We start from the raw sequence: 22,237 nt of genomic DNA on the forward strand, positions 1-22,237 counted from the left end.
AAATTAATAATAGAAGTTTTATGAATTAGAAAATTGATTAAATCAGAAATACAGTACTACAAAAAGTAGCGAAGAAAGCAAAGCGAACCGAAGTTCGCTTATGATCAAATTAATCGGTATCTAAAACTAACATAATCTTGAGCCACCACACAATACATTTGTATACAGGCAATCCAAACCGTTTAGAGTTGCTAAAGTATTACAATTAGGACCTTCCGTATACGGAGGTATATCGCAATAAGCAAGAGTTTTAGGAAGTGCACCTCCAGTAACTTGAAAATTAGAAATAGACTTTTTGTTTAGCTTTAATGACTTAAGATTTCTCTTTTTCATAATAAATGTTTTTAAAATTAATAATGATAAATATAGAATGAAAGAGATAAAATTTTTTATAGGAATATATAAGCGTGTAGAAGTAGTCTATAATTATAAGGAACCAATCCATAAGCGTATCCATAAACGGTACATCTTTTAAAACATAAATAGGGGAATTTTTAATTTTAACTTGTTCTATTATTGAAAGCGTTTATTTAATAGCTTGAAAACAAGTCTATAAAGCATCAATTTCTAAGCATTACAAATAACATCTAAATACATACAATCAAAACTGATAGAACATTATGAAAATCCAAAAACTACTACTCTTTGCACTTGCGGTAACTATTTTTACCGCATGTAACAAAGACAATGAAACTGCTCCGTTAGCAGAAAGTAGTATTTCTGGAAAGTTTTTAGTACCAAACAATACAGATCCAATTGTGAACGGATTCATCACCGCAAGTAAAAATGATAACATCGTTGCAGCCACCAGAAGTGCAACCGATGGAAGTTTTACACATACAAACTTAATGGTTGGCGAATACGAAATATCATTAAAAAAAGGACTATTTAGTTCGGCAAAAACTATTGAAGTTGCTAAAGGTAATGACATACAAACTCCAAACATTCCTATAGACTTCTTAGACACTGAAAAAAGTGGGCAATCACTTTCAACGGAAGCAACTATTTTTGATCAAGATTTAATCGATTGGTTACAAATAAACTTTGGAATTACTTTAAGCAATGACGATACGATATTATTAGACGAATTCTTGCCAAGATGGCAAGTAGTTGATATTTCTAACGATGCAACTGTAATCAGTTGGTTTAACGAACCTGTTGAATTCAGAGATAACGACAACAATTCAGTACAACAAAATAAAGACTTAGCGTTTACAGTTCAAATAGGAGAAGGCGGCGTATTTTATTCTTCATTTCATACGGAAAATTACGATGATGAATTTAGTACGGTGGATCGACTTCTCGAATATTTAGTATTTTAACTGTCTTCGCTTTAATACCATTTCTGTAATATATGGTATAAATTATCTTGATATGATAGCGGAAGCCTGAATGTAACACATTCAGGCTTTCTGTTTTTAGTGAAACTCACTATTGAAAAGTCCGTAGGACGCATTCAATAGTGTAAGTTGAACTAATCCCGCTGCAGAGCGGGATCTTTAACTTGAATTTTTACTTGTTGATGAAACTCACTATTGAAAAGTCCGCAGGGCGCATTCAATAGTGTAAGTTGAACTAATCCCGCTGCAGAGCGGGATCTTTAACTTGAATTTTTACTTGTTGATGAAACTCACTATTGAAAAGTCCGCAGGGCGCATTCAATAGTGAGTTTCACTAAAAGTCGTCATTGCGAATGAAATGAAGAAATCTGTGAAATATAAGTTATCTAGTATATTGATATCATTGATTGCTTTTCAGAGAATTTCAATTAATTCGAATTCATCTACATTTAAAAAAATGATACAAAATTTACAAGCTTTCATGAAAAAAACGCTTCCCGCGAAACAACTCGTAAAAAAGCGAAAAAGGTAGTATCTTTGTCAGCAATATGCATAAGGAACGTCTTATCATATAAATTAGCGAAAGGAAAAAAATGAAACGAGTAATAGTAGGACTTTCTGGCGGAGTAGATTCAAGTGTAACAGCATACCTTTTAAAAGAACAAGGATATGAAGTAATTGGACTATTCATGAAAAACTGGCACGATGATTCTGTGACCATTTCAGACGAATGTCCATGGTTAGAAGATAGTAATGACGCCTTAATTGTGGCAGACAAATTAGGAATTCCATTTCAAACAGTAGATTTAAGCGAACAATACAAAGAACGTATTGTAGACTATATGTTTAACGAATATGAAAAAGGACGTACGCCAAATCCGGATGTATTATGCAATCGTGAAATAAAATTTGATGTCTTTCTGAAAATTGCCTTAGACTTAGGTGCAGATTATGTTGCAACAGGTCATTATTGTAGAAAAGAAACCATTGAAAAAGACGGAAAAACAATTCACAAGCTCTTAGCCGGAAAAGATGGAAATAAAGATCAATCGTATTTCCTATGTCAACTATCACAAGAACAATTAGAAAAATCACTATTTCCAATTGGCGAATTGACCAAACCAGAAGTTCGTGAAATTGCCGCAAAAGCAGATCTAATCACAGCAGAAAAGAAAGATTCACAAGGTTTATGTTTCATTGGAAAAGTAAAACTACCAGACTTTTTACAGCAACAACTGCAACCAAAAGAAGGTGTAATAGTTGAGGTTTCTACAGATAAAGAAAGCTATCACAAGCAATTGCCAACATTTACAAACAAAGTAGACGAATTAGCGTACTATGCGCAAAAACATACCTATGCACTTTCAGATGGGAAAGTAGTAGGAAAACACCAAGGAGCACACTATTTTACCAAAGGACAACGCAAAGGCTTGGCCGTTGGCGGAACAACAGAACCTTTATTTGTTATAGAAACTGACGTAAAAGAAAACGTAATATATACAGGACAAGGAAAAGCACATCCAGGATTGTACAGACGTACATTATTTGTAAAAGATGACGAATTGCATTGGGTTCGAGAAGACATGGCTTTACAGCCAGATGAATCATTGGAAGTCATGGCGCGTATTCGATATCGTCAACCATTGCAAAAAGCATTAATTTACAAAATAGATGGCGGCGCATATGTAGATTTCGAAAACCCACAAAGTGCCATCACAGAAGGACAATTTGTTGCTTGGTACATCAACGAAGAATTAATTGGTTCAGGAGTGATTTCTTGATGAATTTGAATTTGAAATCGAAAATGTTATATCGAGAGCAGTCGAGATACAATCAAACTTAAAATAATTTGAAAATGATTTCGTATAATTTCCCAAGAATAAATTAACAAATCAACAGAAATGTAAAACCCAAACTCCAAAACCGATAACTGATAACCTATGAAAAAGCTGCTTACACTCTTACTACTATTCGTTACTCAATTCGGTATTTCGCAAACGGAACATGCTTGGGTATACTTTACGGACAAACCTGATGTAGCAAATGCATTGGCCAATCCGACAACAATTCTAACGCAAAAAGCAATAGATCGCAAAACAAGTCATGGTGTTGCAATAGATGAACGAGATGTTCCTGTGAACGAATCGTACATCACACAAATAAAAATGCAGCAAGGAATTACGGTGAAAGCGAAATCAAAATGGTTCAACTGTGTGCATGTATTAGGAACGCAAACTGACATTGATGCGTTGGTGAATCTATCTTTTGTAAATGAAATTCTATATGCAGATCGATCGTTAAATACAATGAACAGACCTGCGGCAATAGCAAATGCAGAAAGAACAGTAGAAAAGTTTGAAACCTTAGTCATGTACAACTATGGAAATGGTGCGAATCAATCTGAAATGATTAAAATAGATAAGCTCCATGAGCTAGATTATACTGGTGAAGGCGTAACAGTTGCAGTATTGGATGGTGGATTTACAAATGTAAATACTTTAGCAGCTTTTCAGCGTTTGCGTGACAATGGCGATTTATTAGATGGATACGATTTTGTAGATAGAAATACAGATGTGTATGCCTACACAGGAAACAGTCATGGAACAAATGTGCTATCTGATATGGCTGGTTATATTGACGGGCAATTTGTAGGAACCGCGCCAGATGCAAGCTATTACTTATTTAGAACAGAAGATGCTGGAAGCGAAACACCTGTAGAAGAATCGTATTGGGTTGAAGCGGCAGAACGAGCAGATAGTTTAGGTGTAGATGTGGTAAATACGTCGTTGGGTTATAATCGTTTTGACGAAAGTAAATATGATTACACAACGGCTGATATGGACGGAAATACAACATTCATCACCAAAGGTTCTAACATTGCCGTTGAAAAAGGATTGTTACTAGTAAACTCAGCAGGAAACTCTGGAAATGATGGTACTTGGGGAATTATAACCGCGCCAGCCGATGGAAATGGCTTCACCGTTGGAGCTGTTGATGGAAGTGGAAACTACGCGGCATTCAGTTCAAGAGGAAGAACACCAAACATTCCTGTAAAACCAGATGTGGTTGCACAAGGTGAAAGTGTATATGTAGTAAGCTCAGATGGAAATGTAGTACTATCAAACGGAACTTCGTTTTCTTCACCAATTATAGCAGGAGCAATGGCGTGTTTGGTACAAGCGTTTCCAAACAAAACAAATTTGGAACTAATGCAATTGGTGCGAGAATCATCTTCCATCTATGCAAATCCTACGATCCAATTAGGTTATGGAATTCCAAACTTTGAAATGGCGTTTCAAACCTTATCAACTCCAAAAACTAGCAATCAGGCTACAATTCAAGTCTTTCCAAATCCCGCGAAAGCGATAGTACACATCAATTTACCAAAAGACTATCAAAATGCTACAATTACGCTAGGAACGTTGGTTGGGAAAACGATCAAAACATATACAATAGCATCAAATTCAAGTGTAGATGTGAGTCAATTAGCGGCTGGAATTTATCTCTTGCGTATTGAAGCAAACGGAGCACAATTCACCAAAAAACTTATAAAACAGTAATACGAATGACAATATTCGCACAAAATAGAATTACAAAATTATACAACATACAATATCCAATAATTCAAGGTGGAATGATTTGGGCAAGCGGTTGGCGATTGGCTTCTGCGGTAAGTAATGCTGGAGGATTAGGCTTGCTAGGCGCTGGTTCTATGTATCCAGATGTGTTACGCGAACATATTCAAAAATGTAAAAAAGCTACAGACAAACCGTTTGGTGTCAATGTTCCGATGTTGTATCCGAATATTGAAGAAATCATGAATATTATTGTGGAAGAAGGTGTGAAAATTGTATTTACTTCTGCGGGAAATCCGAAAACATGGACGCCTTTTTTAAAGGAAAATGGAATTACAGTTACACATGTTGTGAGTAGTTCAAAATTTGCGTTAAAATCACAAGATGCTGGCGTACATGCGGTCGTAGCAGAAGGTTTTGAAGCTGGCGGACACAACGGACGAGAAGAGACAACAACATTAACATTGATTCCGAGTGTAAAAGAGAAGTTAGAAATTCCGTTAATTGCGGCAGGCGGAATTGGAAGTGGAAAAGCAATGTTAGCCGCAATGGTTTTAGGAGCTGATGGCGTACAAGTAGGAAGTAGATTTGTAGCTACGGACGAAGCTTCTTCACATCTTGAATTTAAAAAACAAGTAGTAGAAGCAACGGAAGGAAGTACAAAATTAATGTTGAAAGAATTAGCGCCAGTTCGTTTACTCAAAAATAAATTTTACGAAGATTTAGAAGAATTATACACAAAAGCGCCATCTGTGGAAGAACTCAAAACTTTACTTGGAAGAGCGCGTGCAAAACGTGGAATGTTTGAAGGTGATTTGATAGAAGGTGAATTGGAAATTGGACAAGTTGCTGCGTTAATTCATGAAATAAAACCTGCTGGTGAAGTTGTAAACGATATGATTTCAGAGTTTAAAGATAGCGTAGCGGTAATTAAAACACAATTTTAAAACGAATGAAAGCAACAGAACAATTTCTGAGTGTACATCCAGTATTAGCTGTAAAAGATGTGTTGGCATCGTTGGGTTTTTATGTAAATAAACTCGGTTTTGAAGTTACTTTTGCAGATCATAAAACAAATCCTACTTACGCAGGGATTAGACGTGGAAATGTTGAAATTCATTTGCAATGGCATCATGCTTCCGAATGGGAACATCATATTGATCGTCCAATGTTGCGTTTTTTAATTTTGAATACAGAAGCATTGTTTGATGAATACAACACCAAAAAAGTGTTTCATGCACAAACTTCACTCAAAAAAACCGCTTGGGGAACCAAAGAATTTGCTTTTTATGATATCGATAAAAACGGTTTGACGTTTTATGAGGATTTGTAAAAAAGTATTAATTTATATCAAAACATAGCAACAATCATGAAATTGATTTTCAAAAATGTATTTTGTCTTTTAATGATTTTGATCATTTTTGTGTGTTGTGATCATGCAAAAAAAGAAAAAATAGACAATACATTGTTTCAGCTTGATGTTGTAGATAGTGAAAACTTTGTTAGCATAAAGATTCCTGATAGCGTAAATTTTTCATTTCCTGATGAAACAGCCAAAAAAGAACCTTATAAATACGAAGATTTTAATGCTGATGGAAAGCAAGATATTTTAGTATATCTAGGCGCTTGTGGTACAGGTGGTTGTATGTATGGTTTATTTCTAAATGAATATGAGAACTATTATACTTTGGCTTTTCTGGATTATTTAAAAGGAGCCAAATTTGAAAAAGATGAAAGCGGTTTTGTGATCATCAAATCTTTTGAAGAAGTTGCACCTTACAATCCGTCTAAGTTGAATGTTTCAGTGTATGCATTTGACAAGAATACAGAATATTATAAGCTCGATTCGATATTTGTGTTACAGGATTGAAAATCAATAAGAAATAATATTTTTATAGCAAACTCACGTTAAATATACAATTCCGTGAATTGCTATATCGTTCACCAATGAATTCACGGAATTGTCACATGCGTTGTTATGAAACCTCTTTCGCGCTCTATACTTTTGAGTCATTATTAATTTTTAAAATGATTCAAATTATGAAAAAAAGAAATTTAAAATCGCTAAGCCTAAACAAAAAATCTATAAGTGATTTAGATCTGAATAATACCAAAGGAGGATTGCCTTTAACGATACATATACGTGTTTCTTGGGCTGTTTGTCCTACGCCATTGGATATTGCAACAAAATTATTGGATTGTAATTAAAAAGAGTTCCAACGCTTAGAACTGACTGAAACTTTTCAAAAATAAAAATTGTTGCTTCTAGCTATTCTCAAACGATCTTTGGATCGTTTTTTCTTTTTATATTTTTTTAGATTTAATGAGTATTTGAAGTTCAATCATCTTTCAATCGTTTATCAATTCGCTCTAAAACAATCTTTGCGTTGTCTTTATAACTTTTAATCAAAAGCAAATGATTTCCATAGGCTAATACATTGTAAGCGGCAACCTTTTTTCGGTAATCTTCATCAGTAGCAAAATAGGCAATCATATCATCTGTTAGCTTTCCTTGTGCCCAATCTACAAACCAAGAAAACTCTTTAAAATCATCTAAATTATCCAAAACTACTTTTTCCAAACGCTCATTGCTTTTGTCAATATTTGGAATGAACAACGAGTAAAACTGAGTCAAATCGGCAAAAAGACTATCTTCTTCACTCGTCCCTGTTTCTATAGTACGACGTAGAATATCATAGCCTTTCGTTTGAATGTTAAATGGTTGATATAGTGTAACTAAACTTCTGCTTCGCGGAAATTCTTGAAAATTAGCTATCGTAATTTCCTTGTGAATAATCTTATCACTAATTCCTTGATTAACTTCAATTATTTTAATCAATTGTGTAGCCGCAATAGTATCTCTTTGCAAATCTGTAGCAACGGTTTTTAAAGTATCTTTTAATGCACTTTTGGTTTTTCTACTTTCATTCCAATTGTTTACTTGTAATGCAAGTAGAATTCCAATCATGACTAATAAAATCTCTCCAATAGCATATAAAACATAGTTTTTAAACTTATTTTCTTTTAGAAGACGTTGTCTGATAGAACGAAAAAACTTTAGCATACTACAGGTGTTAGTTTATATTATTTTGATCATCTTGATCGTTTGATTTAGGAAAGTTTTTATAAAGTCGAATCCCTAATCTCGCGAAAAGTAACACAGCAATTACAAGTACAATATTTAAACCTTCCATAACTTATTTTCTTCTTCGTGTATATCGTCTTCCTTTTCTAAACTTTTTACCGACAAAGCCTTCAAACTGAATGGCAACAGAAACATTTCCATTTTTTTCAGTTGCTTTATGAACCACAAAATGTAAATGTGGAGTTGTGGTAAACCCTGTCATTCCTGAGATTCCAATTGCTTGTCCTCTTTCTACAAGATCACCTTGTTCGACCAAAGCTCCATTAAAATTTAAATGAAAATAGGCGGCAGTTGTACCGTCATCATGTTGAATAATTACATAATTTCCATGATTGATAAACTTTCGAGTCCTTCCGTGTTTTTTAGAACTTTCTTTAATCATAACTACTTTTCCTTCGCGTGCGGCGTAAATAGTATCACCAATTTGAGTTCCAAAATCAAACGCATGATACGATGAAATATGATCATGTGAAAAATTACCGTAATTCCCCTGAATCAACTTTCTGTTTCTCTTATACGGCAACAAATATTCATACTCGTCCGTGTGTTTTACGGTACTTGGATCGCCGTATCCAAATTTAAAATTAAAATAATCTCTTAATGTGATTAAAGAACTATCCGTTTTCAGAATATTACGTGGAACTTTGATAAAATTATTAATTCGTTCAGAAGGTTTAATCACAGTAATTTCAGTAAAAATAATCGTTTCAGGAATGTTATCTTTTGGGATAATTTTACAAAACATTGGTGATAACATATTGTTTTTCACATATAAAGAAACATATTCTTTTGTAGATAAAGTAGAATCTCTTTTAATAGAAACCTGTTGTGCTTTACAAATAGAAATGCTAAATAGTAGTAAGAAAATAACGATTCTCATAGTATTAATTCTTTTGTTTTTCGAGATAAAATTGATGAATTTTTCGTCCTAATTCGGCTAAAAACGGAATTCCAATAGTTTCATATTCATACGTATCATCATTAAAGATTTGATTTTTATTTACATGAATTGTCGCTGTAACCGTAAATGAAATATCATTTTTTTTATCTACAATATGCGCACAATCTGTCAAATAACCATACGCATATCCAACTTTGTTATAAATTTTAATATGAGCAGGTATTGCTTCTTTTGTGTCTCCATACATGAAGAATTTCACATAACTATCATAATATTCATCATCTGTAAAACCTTGTTGTTTCGGAGTTTTGTGCATTACTTTCTTCACAAATTCACGATCTTCATCTGAAAGATTAAAGACAGTTTCCTTTCGTTGACTTTTTGTATGATGAAATCGATACATAAGTTGATGAAGTGTTTGCAACGGAATGTAATTCTTCTTAGAAAAATTCATTGGTTCATTTACCAATGAATCGTTTCGGTAAAAGCCTTTGCCTTTATGAATTCTTTTCAAATCTAAGGCGTCAATTGATCTATTTTGAGCTTCTTTTTGAAAATATACAACGCTGTCATTCTTAGTAAAAGTAACTGCTTTAGAAGTGGTAGAAGCTGGGTTTGAAGTGCTCAATCGATGTGAAATACGCACTAAATAAGATGTTTTTTTTCGCAAAGCATCAGTAATACTGTCCTTTCTTAAAAAATCGAACAATCGGTTATAGGCTTCATTATCACTTACGGCAAAAATTTTCTGAACTTCTTTTTGAATGGTAGTTTTGACTGAATCACCTTGTATCTGAAAAAGTGTTTCACTGTCAATCGTTGGAATATTATTCGCTTTTTCTAATGCTAAAAGTGCAATTGGAAATTTGACACTACTTGCAGGATAAAAATAATCGAAGTCATTCAATTGAAAATCAAAATTAGTTCCTTCGGAATCCGTAACCATAATTTGAACTTCATGTGCTTCCAAATTTCGCATAACTTGTTGAATTTCTTCAGCATCAGAAGCGAGTGCAAATTGTATTGGATCGTCAAAATCCTTTTGCTTGGCACAACTAAAAAGCACAATTGGAAGTAAAAGCAATAGTTTTTTCATCAAAATAAAATACGGTTAAATCTTTTTACAAGATACTATTTTATCTAAAAGAGTAGAAATTTTAAAAACTGTTACACTATAAATTATTGTCAAGGACATTGCTAAACTTAAAAAAGAAATGGAACTTTCTTATATTTGACAGTATATATTCCTCAAAACGCAAACGATATAAACATGAAAATTCAATTTACAGAAGAGCAAAAATTTTCACAATGGTGGCTTTGGTTGATTCTAATTTCTGTTGGAATTATGCCTATTTACGGAATTTACAAGCAATTAATCCGTGGAGAATCTTTTGGGAGCAAACCAATGTCGGATACTGGACTCATTATAGTTGCGATTGTAGTTTTTCTAGTCATTGGATTATTTTTAATCATGCGTTTACAAACAACAATTGATGCTGCCGGAATTCACATGCGTTATTTTCCTTTCATAAAAAAAGACGTGAAATGGCATGAAATTAAGAAAGCGGAAGTTGTTAATTATGGATTCGTTGGCGGTTGGGGAATTCGACTTTGGACATCGTACGGAACCGTTTATAATATCAGAGGAAACAAAGGTTTGGCAATAGAACTTCAAAATGGAAAGAAATTCCTCATCGGAACACAAAAAGAAACTGAACTGACGGAAGTTATAGAAAAAGTAAACGTAGCTCAATAATTTATCAAAATTATATGGAATAAAAAAAAGTGCCTACAATTTGCAGACACTTTTACCAACACTGATATTTACCTAAACTTCTTTAGGCACACTTTTTTTCTTTTTTTTGGTTGAAAAGTTAACATCAACCTGATTTTTCAAAATATCATCAAAAGTTTCACGCTTACGAATCAAATGTGCTTTGTTTTCATACCATAAAACTTCGGCAGGTCTGTAACGTGAATTGTAATTACTCGCCATAGAAAAACAATACGCGCCAGCATTATTAAACTTTAAAATATCGCCTTCGCGGATTTCACTAATTCTCCTATTATTGCCAAACGTGTCTGTTTCACAGATATAACCAACCACAGAATAATAGCGTTCGCGACCTTCTGGATTACTGATGTTTTCAATATGATGATATGAATTGTACAACATTGGACGAATCAAATGATTAAATCCACTATCAATTCCCGCAAAAACGGTTGAGGTTGTTTGTTTTACAACATTAACTGCGGCTAAAAAATAACCAGCTTCACTAACTAGAAACTTGCCAGGTTCAAAATTTAAAGACAATTCTTTTCCGTATTCTTTGCAGAATTCATTAAAACGTACACTAAGTTTTTGACCAAATTCTTCAATATTAGTTTGAATATCATCTTTTTTATACGGAACCTTAAAACCACTTCCAAAGTCGATAAAATCTAAATTCTTAAAATTGGTTGCCGTTTTAAATAAAATCTCAGAAGCGTACAAAAACACATCAATATCTAAAATATCACTTCCAGTATGCATGTGAATTCCGTTGATGTGCATTCCTGTTAATTCTACAATGCGTAATACATGCGGAATTTGATGAATAGAAATTCCAAACTTAGAATCAATATGTCCAACAGAAATATTATGATTTCCACCAGCCATTACATGCGGATTGATACGAATACACACAGGAATTGTTGGATGTTTACTTCCAAATTGTTCCAAAATAGAAAGATTATCAATATTAATTTGCACACCTAGTTTAGCGGCATTTTCAATCTCTTGTAAAGAAACACCATTTGGCGTATACATTATTTCTTCTGCATTAAAACCTGCGGCAAGTCCTAATTGTACTTCTTGAATTGAAACAGTGTCTAATCCAGCGCCAAGTGATTTCATCAGTTTCAAAATGCTCAAATTGGACAATGCTTTTACAGCATAATGAAGTTTCATATTTGGTACATTCTGAAATGCTTTCGTCAAGCGCTCATATTGAGAAGTTATTTTCGTAGCATCATACACATACGTCGGACTTCCGTATGTTTTTGCGATATCTAGTAGATTGTTATGATTCATTATTCTTTTTTTTAACAGTTCAAAACTATGGTAAAATGAAGTTACAATAAAGAAAACTATTTAAAAAATATAAAAATAACACAAAATGTTTCATTTGTAACATTTTAAGGTTTGGAGCAGAATAGTGAAATGAAATAATGTTTAGTAGTATCTATTAGCAGTTACAAAATTGTCTATGTCACTATAATAAGACCATATATGTAATAACAAAAAATGTTAGTGATCGTGTGTTCTTAATTTTAGATTTTAAAATATAAGTATCTGTTTGTTAGGTTTTTATGTTTTGATTAGAAGTTTTTATTATAACCCATGATTATCTAATTGATGTTTATAAACATTGATAATGTCTTTTAAATGTTATTCATTTGATACTATTATTAATTATAAAAATATACTATTATGAAAAAAAGGAATTTAAAATGCTTGACATTAAACAAAAAATCAATTTCTAATTTAGATGAAAATGTAAATGGAGGAAAAGCTGGTGGTAGTGGAGTTTATTGTGTAACACAAGTAGGTAGTTGTCAAACAACTTCATGTGTGTGTACTAATAACCAACATTGTCTTACTTGGACTTGTCCTAAATAATTCTACGGTAAAGCCATAATTGTTTACTACTAGATTTTCTTATATTTAAATAGTATTTAAAAATTAGATATTATGAAAAAAAGAAGTTTTAAGAATTTAGCGCTAAACAAACGAAAAATTAGTGAATTACAAGGAGGATTTAGACAATTGGACACAGACGGACCAACCATGAGCGGTTGTTCATGTAATAGTTGTGGAGAAAATTGTAATACACAAACGGCTTCTACTTTAGCGTGTACGGAGTAATGTTTAAAACAAAATAGTACATAGAAAGTAAAGTGAGCAGCAATGTTCACTTTTTTTATGGAACAAAATCTATGGAAAAACCGTAACAGTTTGATTTTGAATATGCTTAACTTTAGGTGTAACCAAAATAAAATAATATCATGAAAAAGAAAAAACTTAATTCTTTAGAGTTAAACAAGCGTAAAATTAGTCAATTGCACAGTACAAATGGTGGCGCTGCAACTCCAATTGATGTTGGACAGACCATAAAAACATGTTTAACAGAATTTTGTGCAATAATTTCTGTTTTAGTATGTCCTCCGCCAATAACGCAATTTTGTTCTGTAGAATGTGTTACGCGCGATTGTACCTTTATTGGTTGTGAAGTATAATTAATAATATGTTTAAATAGAAAATCATGAAAAAAAAGAAACTAAAATCATTAGCACTAAACAAAAAAAAGATTAGTCAATTACAAGAAGGTATAGGAGGAAGACAAGCGTTTACTACAGACCAAATCACCATAAGTACGTGTACATGTGTAAGCTGTTTGCCAGGTCAATGTACAATAGGTGTAACCAGATTTATTTGTCCACCTAGACCAACAGAAGAATGTACTTTTCTTACGTGTCCGCCACCTACTACAGGATTTGAAATTCCATAATTTGTAATTAAATACTAAAGAAAACTTTACTGAAAAAGGGAAAAGATTTAGAGTCTCTTCCCTTTTAAATTTAAAGTTTTAATTCAGAATAAAATAGATATTAATTTAGAGATAATTCCTTTCCTCTTTCTTTTTTGATAAATTAAATCTAAATTAAACCTATCACTGCTTATAGCAATACGAATAATTCTTTTCTTTTTATCCATAAATATGATTTTAATGGATTCTTAATATTTTGCGAATAATCTTCTTTTATGTCTATGTCATATACACTAAATTGTTTAAGTAAGTTATTTACTAGTTATTTTTTTTCTATTTGGTTAATCATTTTTTCCAACTTTTAAAATGTACTACGGTTAGTAGGAATAACTTATGATTGCTCACATGTTTTTTAGTTTATTTTACTACAATTAAAAGTTTATTTCTCTAGTACATACTACTAAAACTACAAAAATTAATTTTCTTGCATTTTTTAATCAATCAAAAACCAAAATTAATTGGGTTTACTGCGTTCGATTTTTTACATTTGTGCTCTATAAAAAATTTCGTAAAATGAACTTACACGAATATCAAGGTAAAGAAATATTAGCAAGTTTTGGCGTACGCATTCAACGCGGAAAAGTCGCTTCTACACCTGCAGAAGCTGTTGAGGCTGCAAAGCAATTGACAGAAGAAACAGGAACAGGATGGCATGTGATTAAAGCACAAGTTCATGCTGGTGGACGTGGAAAAGGTGGCGGAGTAAAGCTTGCCAAAAATCTTCAAGAAGTTGAAGACATCGCAGGACAAATCATCGGAATGGATTTGGTTACACCACAAACTTCTGCAGAAGGTAAGCGTGTACACCAAGTATTAGTTACTGAAGATGTGTACTATCCTGGTGATAGCGAAACAAATGAATTTTACATGTCTGTATTGTTAAACAGAGCAACCGGACGCAACATGATTATGTATTCTACAGAAGGTGGAATGGATATTGAAACGGTTGCAGAAGAAACGCCACATTTAATTTTTACAGAAGAAGTTGATCCTGCTTTAGGATTATTAGGCTTTCAAGCAAGAAGAATTGCGTTCAACTTAGGATTAAGTGGATTGGCATTTAAAGAAATGACAAAATTCGTTTCTTCATTATACAAAGCATATGTTGCTTCTGATTCTTCATTATTTGAAATCAACCCTGTGTTGAAAACATCTGATGACAAAATCATGGCTGTTGATGCAAAAGTAACGTTAGACGAAAATGCATTATTCCGTCATAAAGATTACGCGGCAATGCGCGATTTACGTGAAGAAAATCCAATAGAAGTTGAAGCAAAAGAAGTAGGACTAAACTATGTTGACCTTGACGGAAACGTTGGTTGTATGGTAAATGGTGCTGGTTTAGCAATGGCAACTATGGATTTAATTAAGATGGCTGGTGGAGAACCTGCTAACTTTTTAGACGTTGGTGGAACTGCGGATGCAAAACGTGTTGAAGAAGCATTCAGAATTATCTTGAAAGACGATAACGTAAAAGCAATCTTAATCAATATCTTTGGTGGAATCGTTCGTTGTGATCGCGTTGCACAAGGAGTTGTTGATGCATACAAGAATATGGGAGACGCTATTAAAGTGCCAATCATTGTTCGTTTACAAGGAACTAACGCAGACATTGCAAAGGAATTGATTGACAATTCTGGATTAGCGGTTCAATCTGCTGTTGAATTCCAAGAAGCTGCTGATAAAGTACAAGCAGTTTTAGCGTAAGCTAAAAAAATAACAAGTTATATAGTATTCAATTTATATATAAAAAGCCTTTCCATTAGTTTGGGAAGGCTTTTTTTGTTGAGTATAGATTTATTTAACTAATCCAAGCCATATTGATAGTATAAGTAAAACTATAATTATTACGATCCATATTACGATTCTAAAGAATATTGACCAACAGCCCTTTTTTTTATCAGGTATATAAGTATTGCTCTTTGAACTGCTATAACTTGACGTTCCTGCTTTGGCTTCCCATTCAGCAACTTCTCGCATGTGTGAATCGTTTTTATAATCTTTCCCCATTTTATTCTAAATTTCCCTTAAAACTACTAGAACGTTAGGTGAAATCAAAACATTTTATAGGATTTGCATTACAGTTGTAAATCGGCTCAATTCATTTCCGCCACGCTGTCACATGCATTTTTAATAAAAACGCCATTTTGTCATTATATGAATATGTAAAACTGTCAAAGTGACACATTTTTTCACTTGGAATCCTTTTTGCCTTATACATCTCGTATTTGAATAAACAAAATGTAAAAATTTAATCACTTAAAACATAAAAAGATGAACATAGTAAAAAGTAAAAACGTAGATCTTCCTTCAATTTTTGACGAATTATTTCCAGCTGATTGGTTTGGTGGAATTGCAAATCAAGTAGCAAGCACAACAAATACGCCAGCAGTAAACATTAAAGAAACTGCAGACAATTTTACCTTAGAAGTTGCTGCACCAGGAAAAGTAAAAGAAGATTTTATCCTTTCATTAGATCATGATTTATTAACGATTAGTGCGGAAGAGAAAAAAGAAGAAGTTGAAACGGAAGACAACTATACACGTAAAGAGTTTAGTTTTTCAAGCTTTAAAAGATCGTTCAAATTACCACAAACGGTAAACAGAGAAGAAATTAATGCAACGTACACAAACGGAATTTTAAATGTTGTTTTACCAAAGCGTGAAGAAGATAAAGTGAAGCCTAAAAGAACAATTGAGATTTCATAGAACAAAGTTAGAATTGGTTAGTTAATGGGAAAAGGGTTCGTCAAGAAATTGGCGAGCCTTTTTTGTTTTTCGCTTTGTTCAATGCAAGGATTCAAAAATTTAATGATTCAAGGTTCTTGGTAGCTTCGCTTTGGTTGTTAATTGCTCTTACGTCACTTCGCGTGAAATTATGAAATAAATTTGTATCGAGAAGTACTTTGTATCTATGTTGTTATTCTTTTTTGCTCACAAAGTGTATCAAACTGAAGACAAAAATTATAACTCATATTGTTGTATTTTTGAGTCAAGTACTACAAATAACGCGTTTGTGAAAAAGAAAGAAATCAAATCTAACAAAACAAAAAAACCTTGGCCAACAAAAGCGGCTATGGAACAAGTGTATGCATTGAAACTTTGGGGAAATAATAAGACTGATTTTTATTCGGGAGAAGGATCACATCATCCAAAAATTGTAAACCCGTATGTAGATACAATCATCACTTTTTTAACTTCTTTTAAAGAACCATTAGTTGTATGCGATTTAGGTTGTGGCGATTTTAATGTTGGAAAAGAATTTGTAAAATATACCCATAAGTATATCGCGGTAGATATTGTTTCAGATTTGATAGCGCGTAATAAAACTAAATTTACAGCTGACAATTTAGAATTCTATTGTTTGGACATTGCTATAGATGATTTACCTCAAGGCGATTGTGCGTTGGTTCGGCAAGTATTACAACATTTATCGAATACAGAAATACAGAATATTATAAAGAAACTAGCAAATTTTAAATATCTAATCCTTACGGAACATTTGCCAGAAGGTGATTTTATCCCAAATAAAGATATCATTTCGGGACAAGGAATTCGACGTAAAAAACAAAGTGGAGTAGATATATTAGCTTCACCATTCAATTTTAAAGTACAAGAAGTAAAACGGTTAATAGGCATTACATTGCCTAATTCTAAAGGAATTATTGTAACGACACTTTACACTATTTTTTAAATAATCCGATCTTTTAAATTATACGTTTTAGAAAGTTCTTTCATTTTCGTATAAAAAGCATTTCTATAATATTCAGGCAATTGATGACTGTTTGAAAAGTATTTTAAATAACGCGCTTCCAATTCAGGGTAATGATTTCTTATTGCGTTTAAAATCAAGGTTTTACTGTCTGATTTCCCGTTTCCGAAAACGGTTAAGGTTGCTGGCATTACATACTTTGCTTCACATTTTTGAAACGCACGGAACAGTTTTTCTAAATGTGCTGTTGTGTCTGTGATAAATGGTAACAACGGCATAAGGCTTACGCCAGCATGAAATCCTGCTTGTAGTGTGCGTTGTAACGTTTCAATTCGTAACGAAGGTTTTGGTGCGCCAGGTTCAAATATACTTCCAATTTCATCATCAACAGTGGAAAAAGAAAACGTAATAAGTGTTCCGTCAGGAAGTTTTTGTCGCAAATCTTCGGGCAAAATTGCTTGCTGATTGATTTCTTGTAAAATATCAAAATCGCGTTCAATTAATGTCGATTTCGTAATCATATGCACGGGAAAACGATATTTTAGAATCACTTCTAAGGCTTTTCGCGTAAGCATATATTCCTTTTCAATATTGATATACGGATCGGTTACAGAAGATAATACAATGAAACCATATTCGCCTTTTGCGGCACGTTTTTTCAATTGTTTTTCTAACAACTCAATTGCGTTTGTTTTTACGGATAAACTTGTCGCAAGATTTGTTCCGTATTTACTTCCACGAATGTAGCAGTACAAACAGTTGTATGAGCAACTTTGATACGGATTGAAGGTATAATCGTCCAAAAACCAAGCATCTCTTTTTTTGGTTTTGTTTAATACAGATTTGACTTCAATTTCTTTAATCATTATTAAAAAATAATAGAATTAGGATGAAATTTTACTTTCTTTAAGTGCATCTATGTGACGTTTCGTTGCCTCCGTCGCCCATTTTTTCGGTCGCGAACCATAACATTCTAAAATAGCATCAACGCCAATAATTGTTCCTTTTGCCAATCTACCCAACAATGCAATCGGAATGACATGCGCTTTATCATTTGAAATGACATACCCATTTTCGTCAGTCATAATTCCTAAATCATCATGAACCATTTGAATCAAATTAGAAGATAGTAAACTTTCCACAATAGGAGCGTTCACCGATTTTACTTTTGGCGGATTTAGAACAGAATTGATCATAACGGTAGCAGTTTCTGTAGTGCCATTCGCCAGAAATTTCCAGCCGTTTTTTGTCAATTCAAAATCTGGATCACTGATCATATCAACCTCCAAAACATTGGCTTCTATCAACGCGATCATTTGTTGCAAACTTTCTACTGGCGGACCGTAGGAATATCTTTTTGTAGATTCATCCAATGCAATAATTTCTGCAAAAACATCTTCATTACATTCGCTAAACGATAGTGCTTCATACATAGTTGGCTGGCAGTGACGCCAAACTTGCCCTACGCAAAAGTCCAAGCTAAACGGTTTGTTATCAGTTGCCATAGCTACAAAATCCTGCATTATTTTTTTTATAGGCTGATTCGTAGGTACAATAGTATTGTGTTGATATTCGGAATCTTTCAACCATTTTTTGATGATTGTTTCTACTTCTTTATGTGTTAATTTTTCTTTGTGATGTACATTTTCTAATTGCTCATAAATTGTAGCGGCAATAGGTGCAAATGCTTCTAGTAAAAAGTCAGGACTTGATGCTTTTTTCTGTATTTCAGAATTTCCCACATGTGAAGCAAATTCTGAAAGTTGCTTTTCTGTGGGTTTAAATTTCTCATCAATACTTGCATTTAAGGGCTTTGGAACTGCTGGAAGTCCGTCAAGTGAGAACGGAATAAGTTTCCCTTGATACGTTTTATTTGCATGAAATGTACATTTTTTCGTGTACTCATCTTCAATAGTAAAGTTGCCAAAATTGAGCGCAATTGCTCTTGCTACATCAATCATAGCCAAACCAAAACCTCTAATTCCGACAATACTTTTGTTCGTTAAGTTGTTGTGATTTAGGAAGTTGGAAATAGGATATGGAGATGTAAAAAGATTAAGATGCTTTTTGTTTGAAGCAAATTTTTTCCATTCCACTAATTGTTCTGAAAGTTCAGTAGGTTGATGTCCGATAGTGAGTAGCACTTCATCAATTGCTTCATAAACCTTTGTCGTTGTTTTAATTGACGCTTTATACGCTTCTGACATACTCACTTTTTCTACATAACTTTCCACCAACGTAACGATTTTATTTTCCGAAAGTGGTGTTAAAATCGATTTGAGTCGTTGTTGTAAATATGTTCCAATTTTCGCTCTTGGTGGATACGTATCAATATGTTCTTTTGGTATTTTTTTGAAATCTTTTGATATCCATTCGTGATAGGAAGGAAATGAAGGAATCTGAAGTTCGGCAAACGTAATAGCTTCGCGTTTTTCTAATAATAAAACTCTTTCTGGAATGTTAATCCAGTTGCTTTCAGTTTGAGTTGTTTCATATACTTTACCATTTCCAAAATTGCCTGTTTGCTCAAAAAGCAGCAAATGAATTTGTGATAAGTCTGATTTTTCGTTTAGTGAAGCTATAAAGTTTTCCAATGCATATCCGCCACGAGGACCGATTCCAATGATAGCAATGTTGCGTTGTTTTGTTGTTGATGATTTTTTCAATGCGAGCGTTTTTCAAGATAAAATCAACTAATTTTTTAAACTTTAATAAAAATTAAGCGAATAATCTTATGTAAATGATAGGTTTTTTGTAATGATTTGAAAGATACAAAAAACGACGTATTCTTTGTTGAAAATACGTCGTTTTGCTGTTTTTTATGTGTGATAAAATGTTACGTTTTTTTTACATATTTGGTAATTATTACAATATGTTGTCCATTTAAACGTCCTTCTATATGTGCTGCATTATCATGTGTAAGTGTAATGTTTCTAACTGCTGATCCTCGTTTTGCGACAAATCCAGCACCTTTTACATTTAAATCTTTAATTAAAACCACGCTATCACCAGCTTGCAATTGCACACCATTTACATCTAAATGTTTGATGGCGTTTTCTTTGTCGTCTGCTTCTCCTGTTGCGTTCGCCCAAGTTAAATCGTCTTCATCAAAATACATCATGTCTAACAAATCTTGTGGCCAACCTTCTTTTTTGAGTCTGTGTAGCATTCGCCAAGCGACAATTTGAACCGCTTTTACTTCGCTCCACATACTATCATTTAAACAACGCCAATGATTTACATCCATTGTTTCAGCATCTTCTATTTGAGAACTACACGTTTCACATATATATATAGATTTTTCGAGCTTGTTTTCGTGATTTGGTGGTACGTGGTAAATTGCTAACTTTTCTGTTGCGCTACACAATTCGCATGCGTTATTACTGCGTTTTTGTATGTCTCTTTCAATGCTCATTTGGAAAATCTTTAATTTTGAACAAAATTATAGGTTTAATTGATATATGAAAGCAGTTTCTATTTTATTCTTCAACAACAAGATCGAAAGTAGTTTTAAAACTATTGTTGGTTTTATTATCTACCACTTCAAAAACACAAGTAACAGGATTTTTCACGTATCCTTTTGTAATGGAAAGAGTGGCGTATAGTTGATCTTTTAAATCTTCAGCACTTACAAGGTCTGGAAATAAATTATCTTTTTTATTAATTACGGTTCCGTCAGCAGTTACAAGACTTATAGAAGCTTTTAAATCAACTGTTCCGTTTTCGTCAATTTCGTAGCCTTCTAAGTTTTCTATTAAAATATAAATATTTTCATCAGCCTTTATTTTATTGTCAATTAATGCAACATCTCGCTTTTGTGAGTATAAATACAGAATGTCGTAGGTGAGACCATCGGTTTCTGTTTTCAGTAATGGGTTTTCAATAATCTTGAAGTTTTTCTTTAAATTATAATATCCATCACTGTGTTTGTCACGAATGTGAATATTCATTACATAGGAATTTTTTGGTAACATTGGCTTGGCAAACGTAAGATTGCTAGTCAGGTTTAAGGTTTTTTCAGTATATCCTTTTGTTGTATACTTTAGTAAATCTTTCTGATTCAGCATTGTATCTCCTTTTTTGTTTAATACAAAGATGCTCATATCTGGATATGCTAAACTGTCTTGCAACTCAAAACCAGTCATATTATCATAGAATAACGTGATTTTTTCACCGTATGAAAACTCAGCTTTATTAACAATTCCGGTATAGTTTTTCATGATGATACCATCACAATTTAGTTTTTCATTTTCTATCGTAACATCTGTAAGATAGTTTTCATTTTGAGAGTTATCTTTTCCACAAGAAAGGAATAGAAAGCTTGCGAGTAGGAGATAGGTGAATTTTGATTTCATATTGTTATAATTGAGTTAGTTGTATATTTTAATGATTTTGCCAGTTCCTTTGCCTTCAACGCTTTTGCGATATCCATTGATTACTTTTTGCATCGGAATTGGATTGTGTCCTGGGAAATATGCATCGTATTTTTCTACAGCATCTTCGACTAATCCTGATGAAACTACATTGACACGAATTTGTCCTTCCAAATCCAATACAACGGCTTTTACAAAACTATGAATTGCTCCGTTTACCATAGCGGCACTTGCTGTCATTGGAACAGGATCGTCTGCTAAAATTCCTGTCGTTAAAGTTACGGAACCGTTTTTGGTTAAGAAATGTTGTCCAATTCGCACCAAATTGACTTGTCCCATTAATTTACTTTTAAAACCTAAGTAATAATCTTCTTCTGAGAGTTCATTAAATGGTTTCCATTTGGCCTCACCAGCAACACAAACAATGGCGTCAACAGTTCCAGTTTTTTCAAACATTTGTTGAATACTTTCGCTATTGCTAATGTCAACAGTAACATCACCAGAATTTCTTCCAGCAATTAAAACTTCATAATTTTGAGCGAAGTATGTCACAACTTTTTTACCAATTGTTCCGTTTCCGCCAACGATTAGGATTTTCATTC

25 protein-coding genes are annotated in these 22,237 nt (G+C 33.1%); 15 read left to right on the top strand and 10 right to left on the bottom strand.

Annotated elements, in window-relative coordinates:
- Window positions 1–126 precede the first annotated feature (126 nt).
- The gene (locus ACQ654_RS21530) at window positions 127–333 is read right to left on the bottom strand and encodes a hypothetical protein (RefSeq protein ID WP_430412407.1); all 207 of its coding nucleotides are present in this window, start codon (window positions 331–333) and stop codon (window positions 127–129) included.
- A gap of 287 nt (window positions 334–620) precedes the next feature.
- Here ACQ654_RS21530 and ACQ654_RS21535 point away from each other — a divergent pair, with 287 nt between their 5' ends.
- From ACQ654_RS21535 to ACQ654_RS21565, 7 genes are all read left to right on the top strand, one after another.
- Complete coding sequence (locus ACQ654_RS21535) at window positions 621–1,322, top strand: hypothetical protein (protein WP_430412408.1); 702 nt, start codon at window positions 621–623, stop codon at window positions 1,320–1,322.
- A 611-nt stretch (window positions 1,323–1,933) separates the two neighbouring features.
- A complete protein-coding gene (mnmA, locus tag ACQ654_RS21540; protein ID WP_430412409.1) occupies window positions 1,934–3,121 on the top strand; it encodes a tRNA 2-thiouridine(34) synthase MnmA in 1,188 nt (395 codons plus the stop codon).
- A gap of 159 nt (window positions 3,122–3,280) precedes the next feature.
- Entirely contained in the window at window positions 3,281–4,900 is a 1,620-nt protein-coding gene (locus ACQ654_RS21545) for a S8 family serine peptidase (RefSeq protein WP_430412410.1), read from the top strand.
- Window positions 4,901–4,905: 5 nt separating this feature from the next.
- The gene (locus ACQ654_RS21550; protein ID WP_430412411.1) at window positions 4,906–5,862 is read left to right on the top strand and encodes an NAD(P)H-dependent flavin oxidoreductase; all 957 of its coding nucleotides are present in this window, start codon (window positions 4,906–4,908) and stop codon (window positions 5,860–5,862) included.
- A gap of 5 nt (window positions 5,863–5,867) precedes the next feature.
- Window positions 5,868–6,248, top strand: a complete 381-nt coding sequence (locus tag ACQ654_RS21555) for a VOC family protein (RefSeq protein ID WP_430412412.1) — start codon at window positions 5,868–5,870, stop codon at window positions 6,246–6,248.
- Window positions 6,249–6,284: 36 nt separating this feature from the next.
- A complete protein-coding gene (locus ACQ654_RS21560; protein ID WP_430412413.1) occupies window positions 6,285–6,785 on the top strand; it encodes a hypothetical protein in 501 nt (166 codons plus the stop codon).
- 170 nt (window positions 6,786–6,955) lie between these two features.
- Window positions 6,956–7,123 carry a hypothetical protein gene (locus tag ACQ654_RS21565; protein WP_430412414.1) on the top strand — a complete coding sequence of 56 codons (168 nt, stop codon included), beginning with the start codon at window positions 6,956–6,958 and terminating at the stop codon, window positions 7,121–7,123.
- Between the two features lie 130 nt (window positions 7,124–7,253).
- Here the strand turns inward: ACQ654_RS21565 and ACQ654_RS21570 are convergent, their stop codons facing one another.
- The 3 genes from ACQ654_RS21570 to ACQ654_RS21580 all read right to left on the bottom strand — a co-directional run bounded on the left by ACQ654_RS21570 (window position 7,254) and on the right by ACQ654_RS21580 (window position 10,057).
- Window positions 7,254–7,979 (bottom strand): DUF6090 family protein, encoded by a 726-nt coding sequence (locus ACQ654_RS21570; RefSeq protein WP_430412415.1) that lies wholly within the window; start codon window positions 7,977–7,979, stop codon window positions 7,254–7,256.
- Between the two features lie 133 nt (window positions 7,980–8,112).
- Window positions 8,113–8,940, bottom strand: coding sequence for a M23 family metallopeptidase (locus ACQ654_RS21575; RefSeq protein ID WP_430412416.1), 828 nt, complete (start codon window positions 8,938–8,940; stop codon window positions 8,113–8,115).
- 4 nt (window positions 8,941–8,944) lie between these two features.
- Window positions 8,945–10,057 (bottom strand): serine hydrolase, encoded by a 1,113-nt coding sequence (locus ACQ654_RS21580; RefSeq protein ID WP_430412417.1) that lies wholly within the window; start codon window positions 10,055–10,057, stop codon window positions 8,945–8,947.
- Window positions 10,058–10,231: 174 nt separating this feature from the next.
- Between ACQ654_RS21580 and ACQ654_RS21585 the strand changes: the two genes are divergently transcribed.
- Complete coding sequence (locus tag ACQ654_RS21585; RefSeq protein ID WP_430412418.1) at window positions 10,232–10,717, top strand: hypothetical protein; 486 nt, start codon at window positions 10,232–10,234, stop codon at window positions 10,715–10,717.
- A 72-nt stretch (window positions 10,718–10,789) separates the two neighbouring features.
- Here ACQ654_RS21585 and lysA read toward each other — a convergent pair whose 3' ends face one another.
- Window positions 10,790–12,034: a diaminopimelate decarboxylase gene (gene lysA, locus ACQ654_RS21590; protein WP_430412419.1), complete on the bottom strand. Its 1,245-nt coding sequence runs from the start codon at window positions 12,032–12,034 to the stop codon at window positions 10,790–10,792.
- Window positions 12,035–12,433: 399 nt separating this feature from the next.
- Here lysA and ACQ654_RS21595 point away from each other — a divergent pair, with 399 nt between their 5' ends.
- The 7 genes from ACQ654_RS21595 (at window position 12,434) to ACQ654_RS21625 (ending at window position 17,244) form a co-directional block, all read left to right on the top strand.
- On the top strand, window positions 12,434–12,622 hold the full coding sequence (locus ACQ654_RS21595; protein ID WP_430412420.1) for a hypothetical protein: 189 nt from the start codon (window positions 12,434–12,436) through the stop codon (window positions 12,620–12,622).
- Window positions 12,623–12,694: 72 nt separating this feature from the next.
- A complete protein-coding gene (locus tag ACQ654_RS21600) occupies window positions 12,695–12,868 on the top strand; it encodes a hypothetical protein (protein ID WP_430412421.1) in 174 nt (57 codons plus the stop codon).
- A gap of 140 nt (window positions 12,869–13,008) precedes the next feature.
- Entirely contained in the window at window positions 13,009–13,239 is a 231-nt protein-coding gene (locus ACQ654_RS21605; RefSeq protein ID WP_430412422.1) for a hypothetical protein, read from the top strand.
- A 26-nt stretch (window positions 13,240–13,265) separates the two neighbouring features.
- Window positions 13,266–13,511 (top strand): hypothetical protein, encoded by a 246-nt coding sequence (locus ACQ654_RS21610; RefSeq protein WP_430412423.1) that lies wholly within the window; start codon window positions 13,266–13,268, stop codon window positions 13,509–13,511.
- A gap of 552 nt (window positions 13,512–14,063) precedes the next feature.
- On the top strand, window positions 14,064–15,257 hold the full coding sequence (gene sucC / locus ACQ654_RS21615; protein WP_430412424.1) for an ADP-forming succinate--CoA ligase subunit beta: 1,194 nt from the start codon (window positions 14,064–14,066) through the stop codon (window positions 15,255–15,257).
- Between the two features lie 567 nt (window positions 15,258–15,824).
- Window positions 15,825–16,259, top strand: coding sequence for an Hsp20/alpha crystallin family protein (locus ACQ654_RS21620; protein WP_430412425.1), 435 nt, complete (start codon window positions 15,825–15,827; stop codon window positions 16,257–16,259).
- A gap of 307 nt (window positions 16,260–16,566) precedes the next feature.
- Window positions 16,567–17,244: a class I SAM-dependent methyltransferase gene (locus ACQ654_RS21625; RefSeq protein ID WP_430412426.1), complete on the top strand. Its 678-nt coding sequence runs from the start codon at window positions 16,567–16,569 to the stop codon at window positions 17,242–17,244.
- On the opposite strand, the gene ACQ654_RS21630 is transcribed toward ACQ654_RS21625, so the two are convergent.
- The 5 genes from ACQ654_RS21630 to ACQ654_RS21650 form a co-directional block, all read right to left on the bottom strand.
- Complete coding sequence (locus tag ACQ654_RS21630) at window positions 17,241–18,128, bottom strand: SPL family radical SAM protein (RefSeq protein WP_430412427.1); 888 nt, start codon at window positions 18,126–18,128, stop codon at window positions 17,241–17,243. The two genes, ACQ654_RS21625 and ACQ654_RS21630, sit on opposite strands and share 4 nt — an antisense overlap.
- Window positions 18,129–18,146: 18 nt before the next feature.
- Window positions 18,147–19,928: an FAD/NAD(P)-binding protein gene (locus ACQ654_RS21635; RefSeq protein ID WP_430412428.1), complete on the bottom strand. Its 1,782-nt coding sequence runs from the start codon at window positions 19,926–19,928 to the stop codon at window positions 18,147–18,149.
- Window positions 19,929–20,098: 170 nt separating this feature from the next.
- Window positions 20,099–20,677 carry a PhnA domain-containing protein gene (locus ACQ654_RS21640; protein WP_430412429.1) on the bottom strand — a complete coding sequence of 193 codons (579 nt, stop codon included), beginning with the start codon at window positions 20,675–20,677 and terminating at the stop codon, window positions 20,099–20,101.
- A 64-nt stretch (window positions 20,678–20,741) separates the two neighbouring features.
- Window positions 20,742–21,617, bottom strand: coding sequence for a hypothetical protein (locus ACQ654_RS21645; protein ID WP_430412430.1), 876 nt, complete (start codon window positions 21,615–21,617; stop codon window positions 20,742–20,744).
- A 15-nt stretch (window positions 21,618–21,632) separates the two neighbouring features.
- Window positions 21,633–22,235: a short chain dehydrogenase gene (locus ACQ654_RS21650; protein WP_430412431.1), complete on the bottom strand. Its 603-nt coding sequence runs from the start codon at window positions 22,233–22,235 to the stop codon at window positions 21,633–21,635.
- Window positions 22,236–22,237: the final 2 nt, after the last annotated feature.

It is taken from the genome of Kordia sp. (genome assembly GCF_965283645.1).
In the GTDB taxonomy this organism is placed as follows: domain Bacteria; phylum Bacteroidota; class Bacteroidia; order Flavobacteriales; family Flavobacteriaceae; genus Kordia.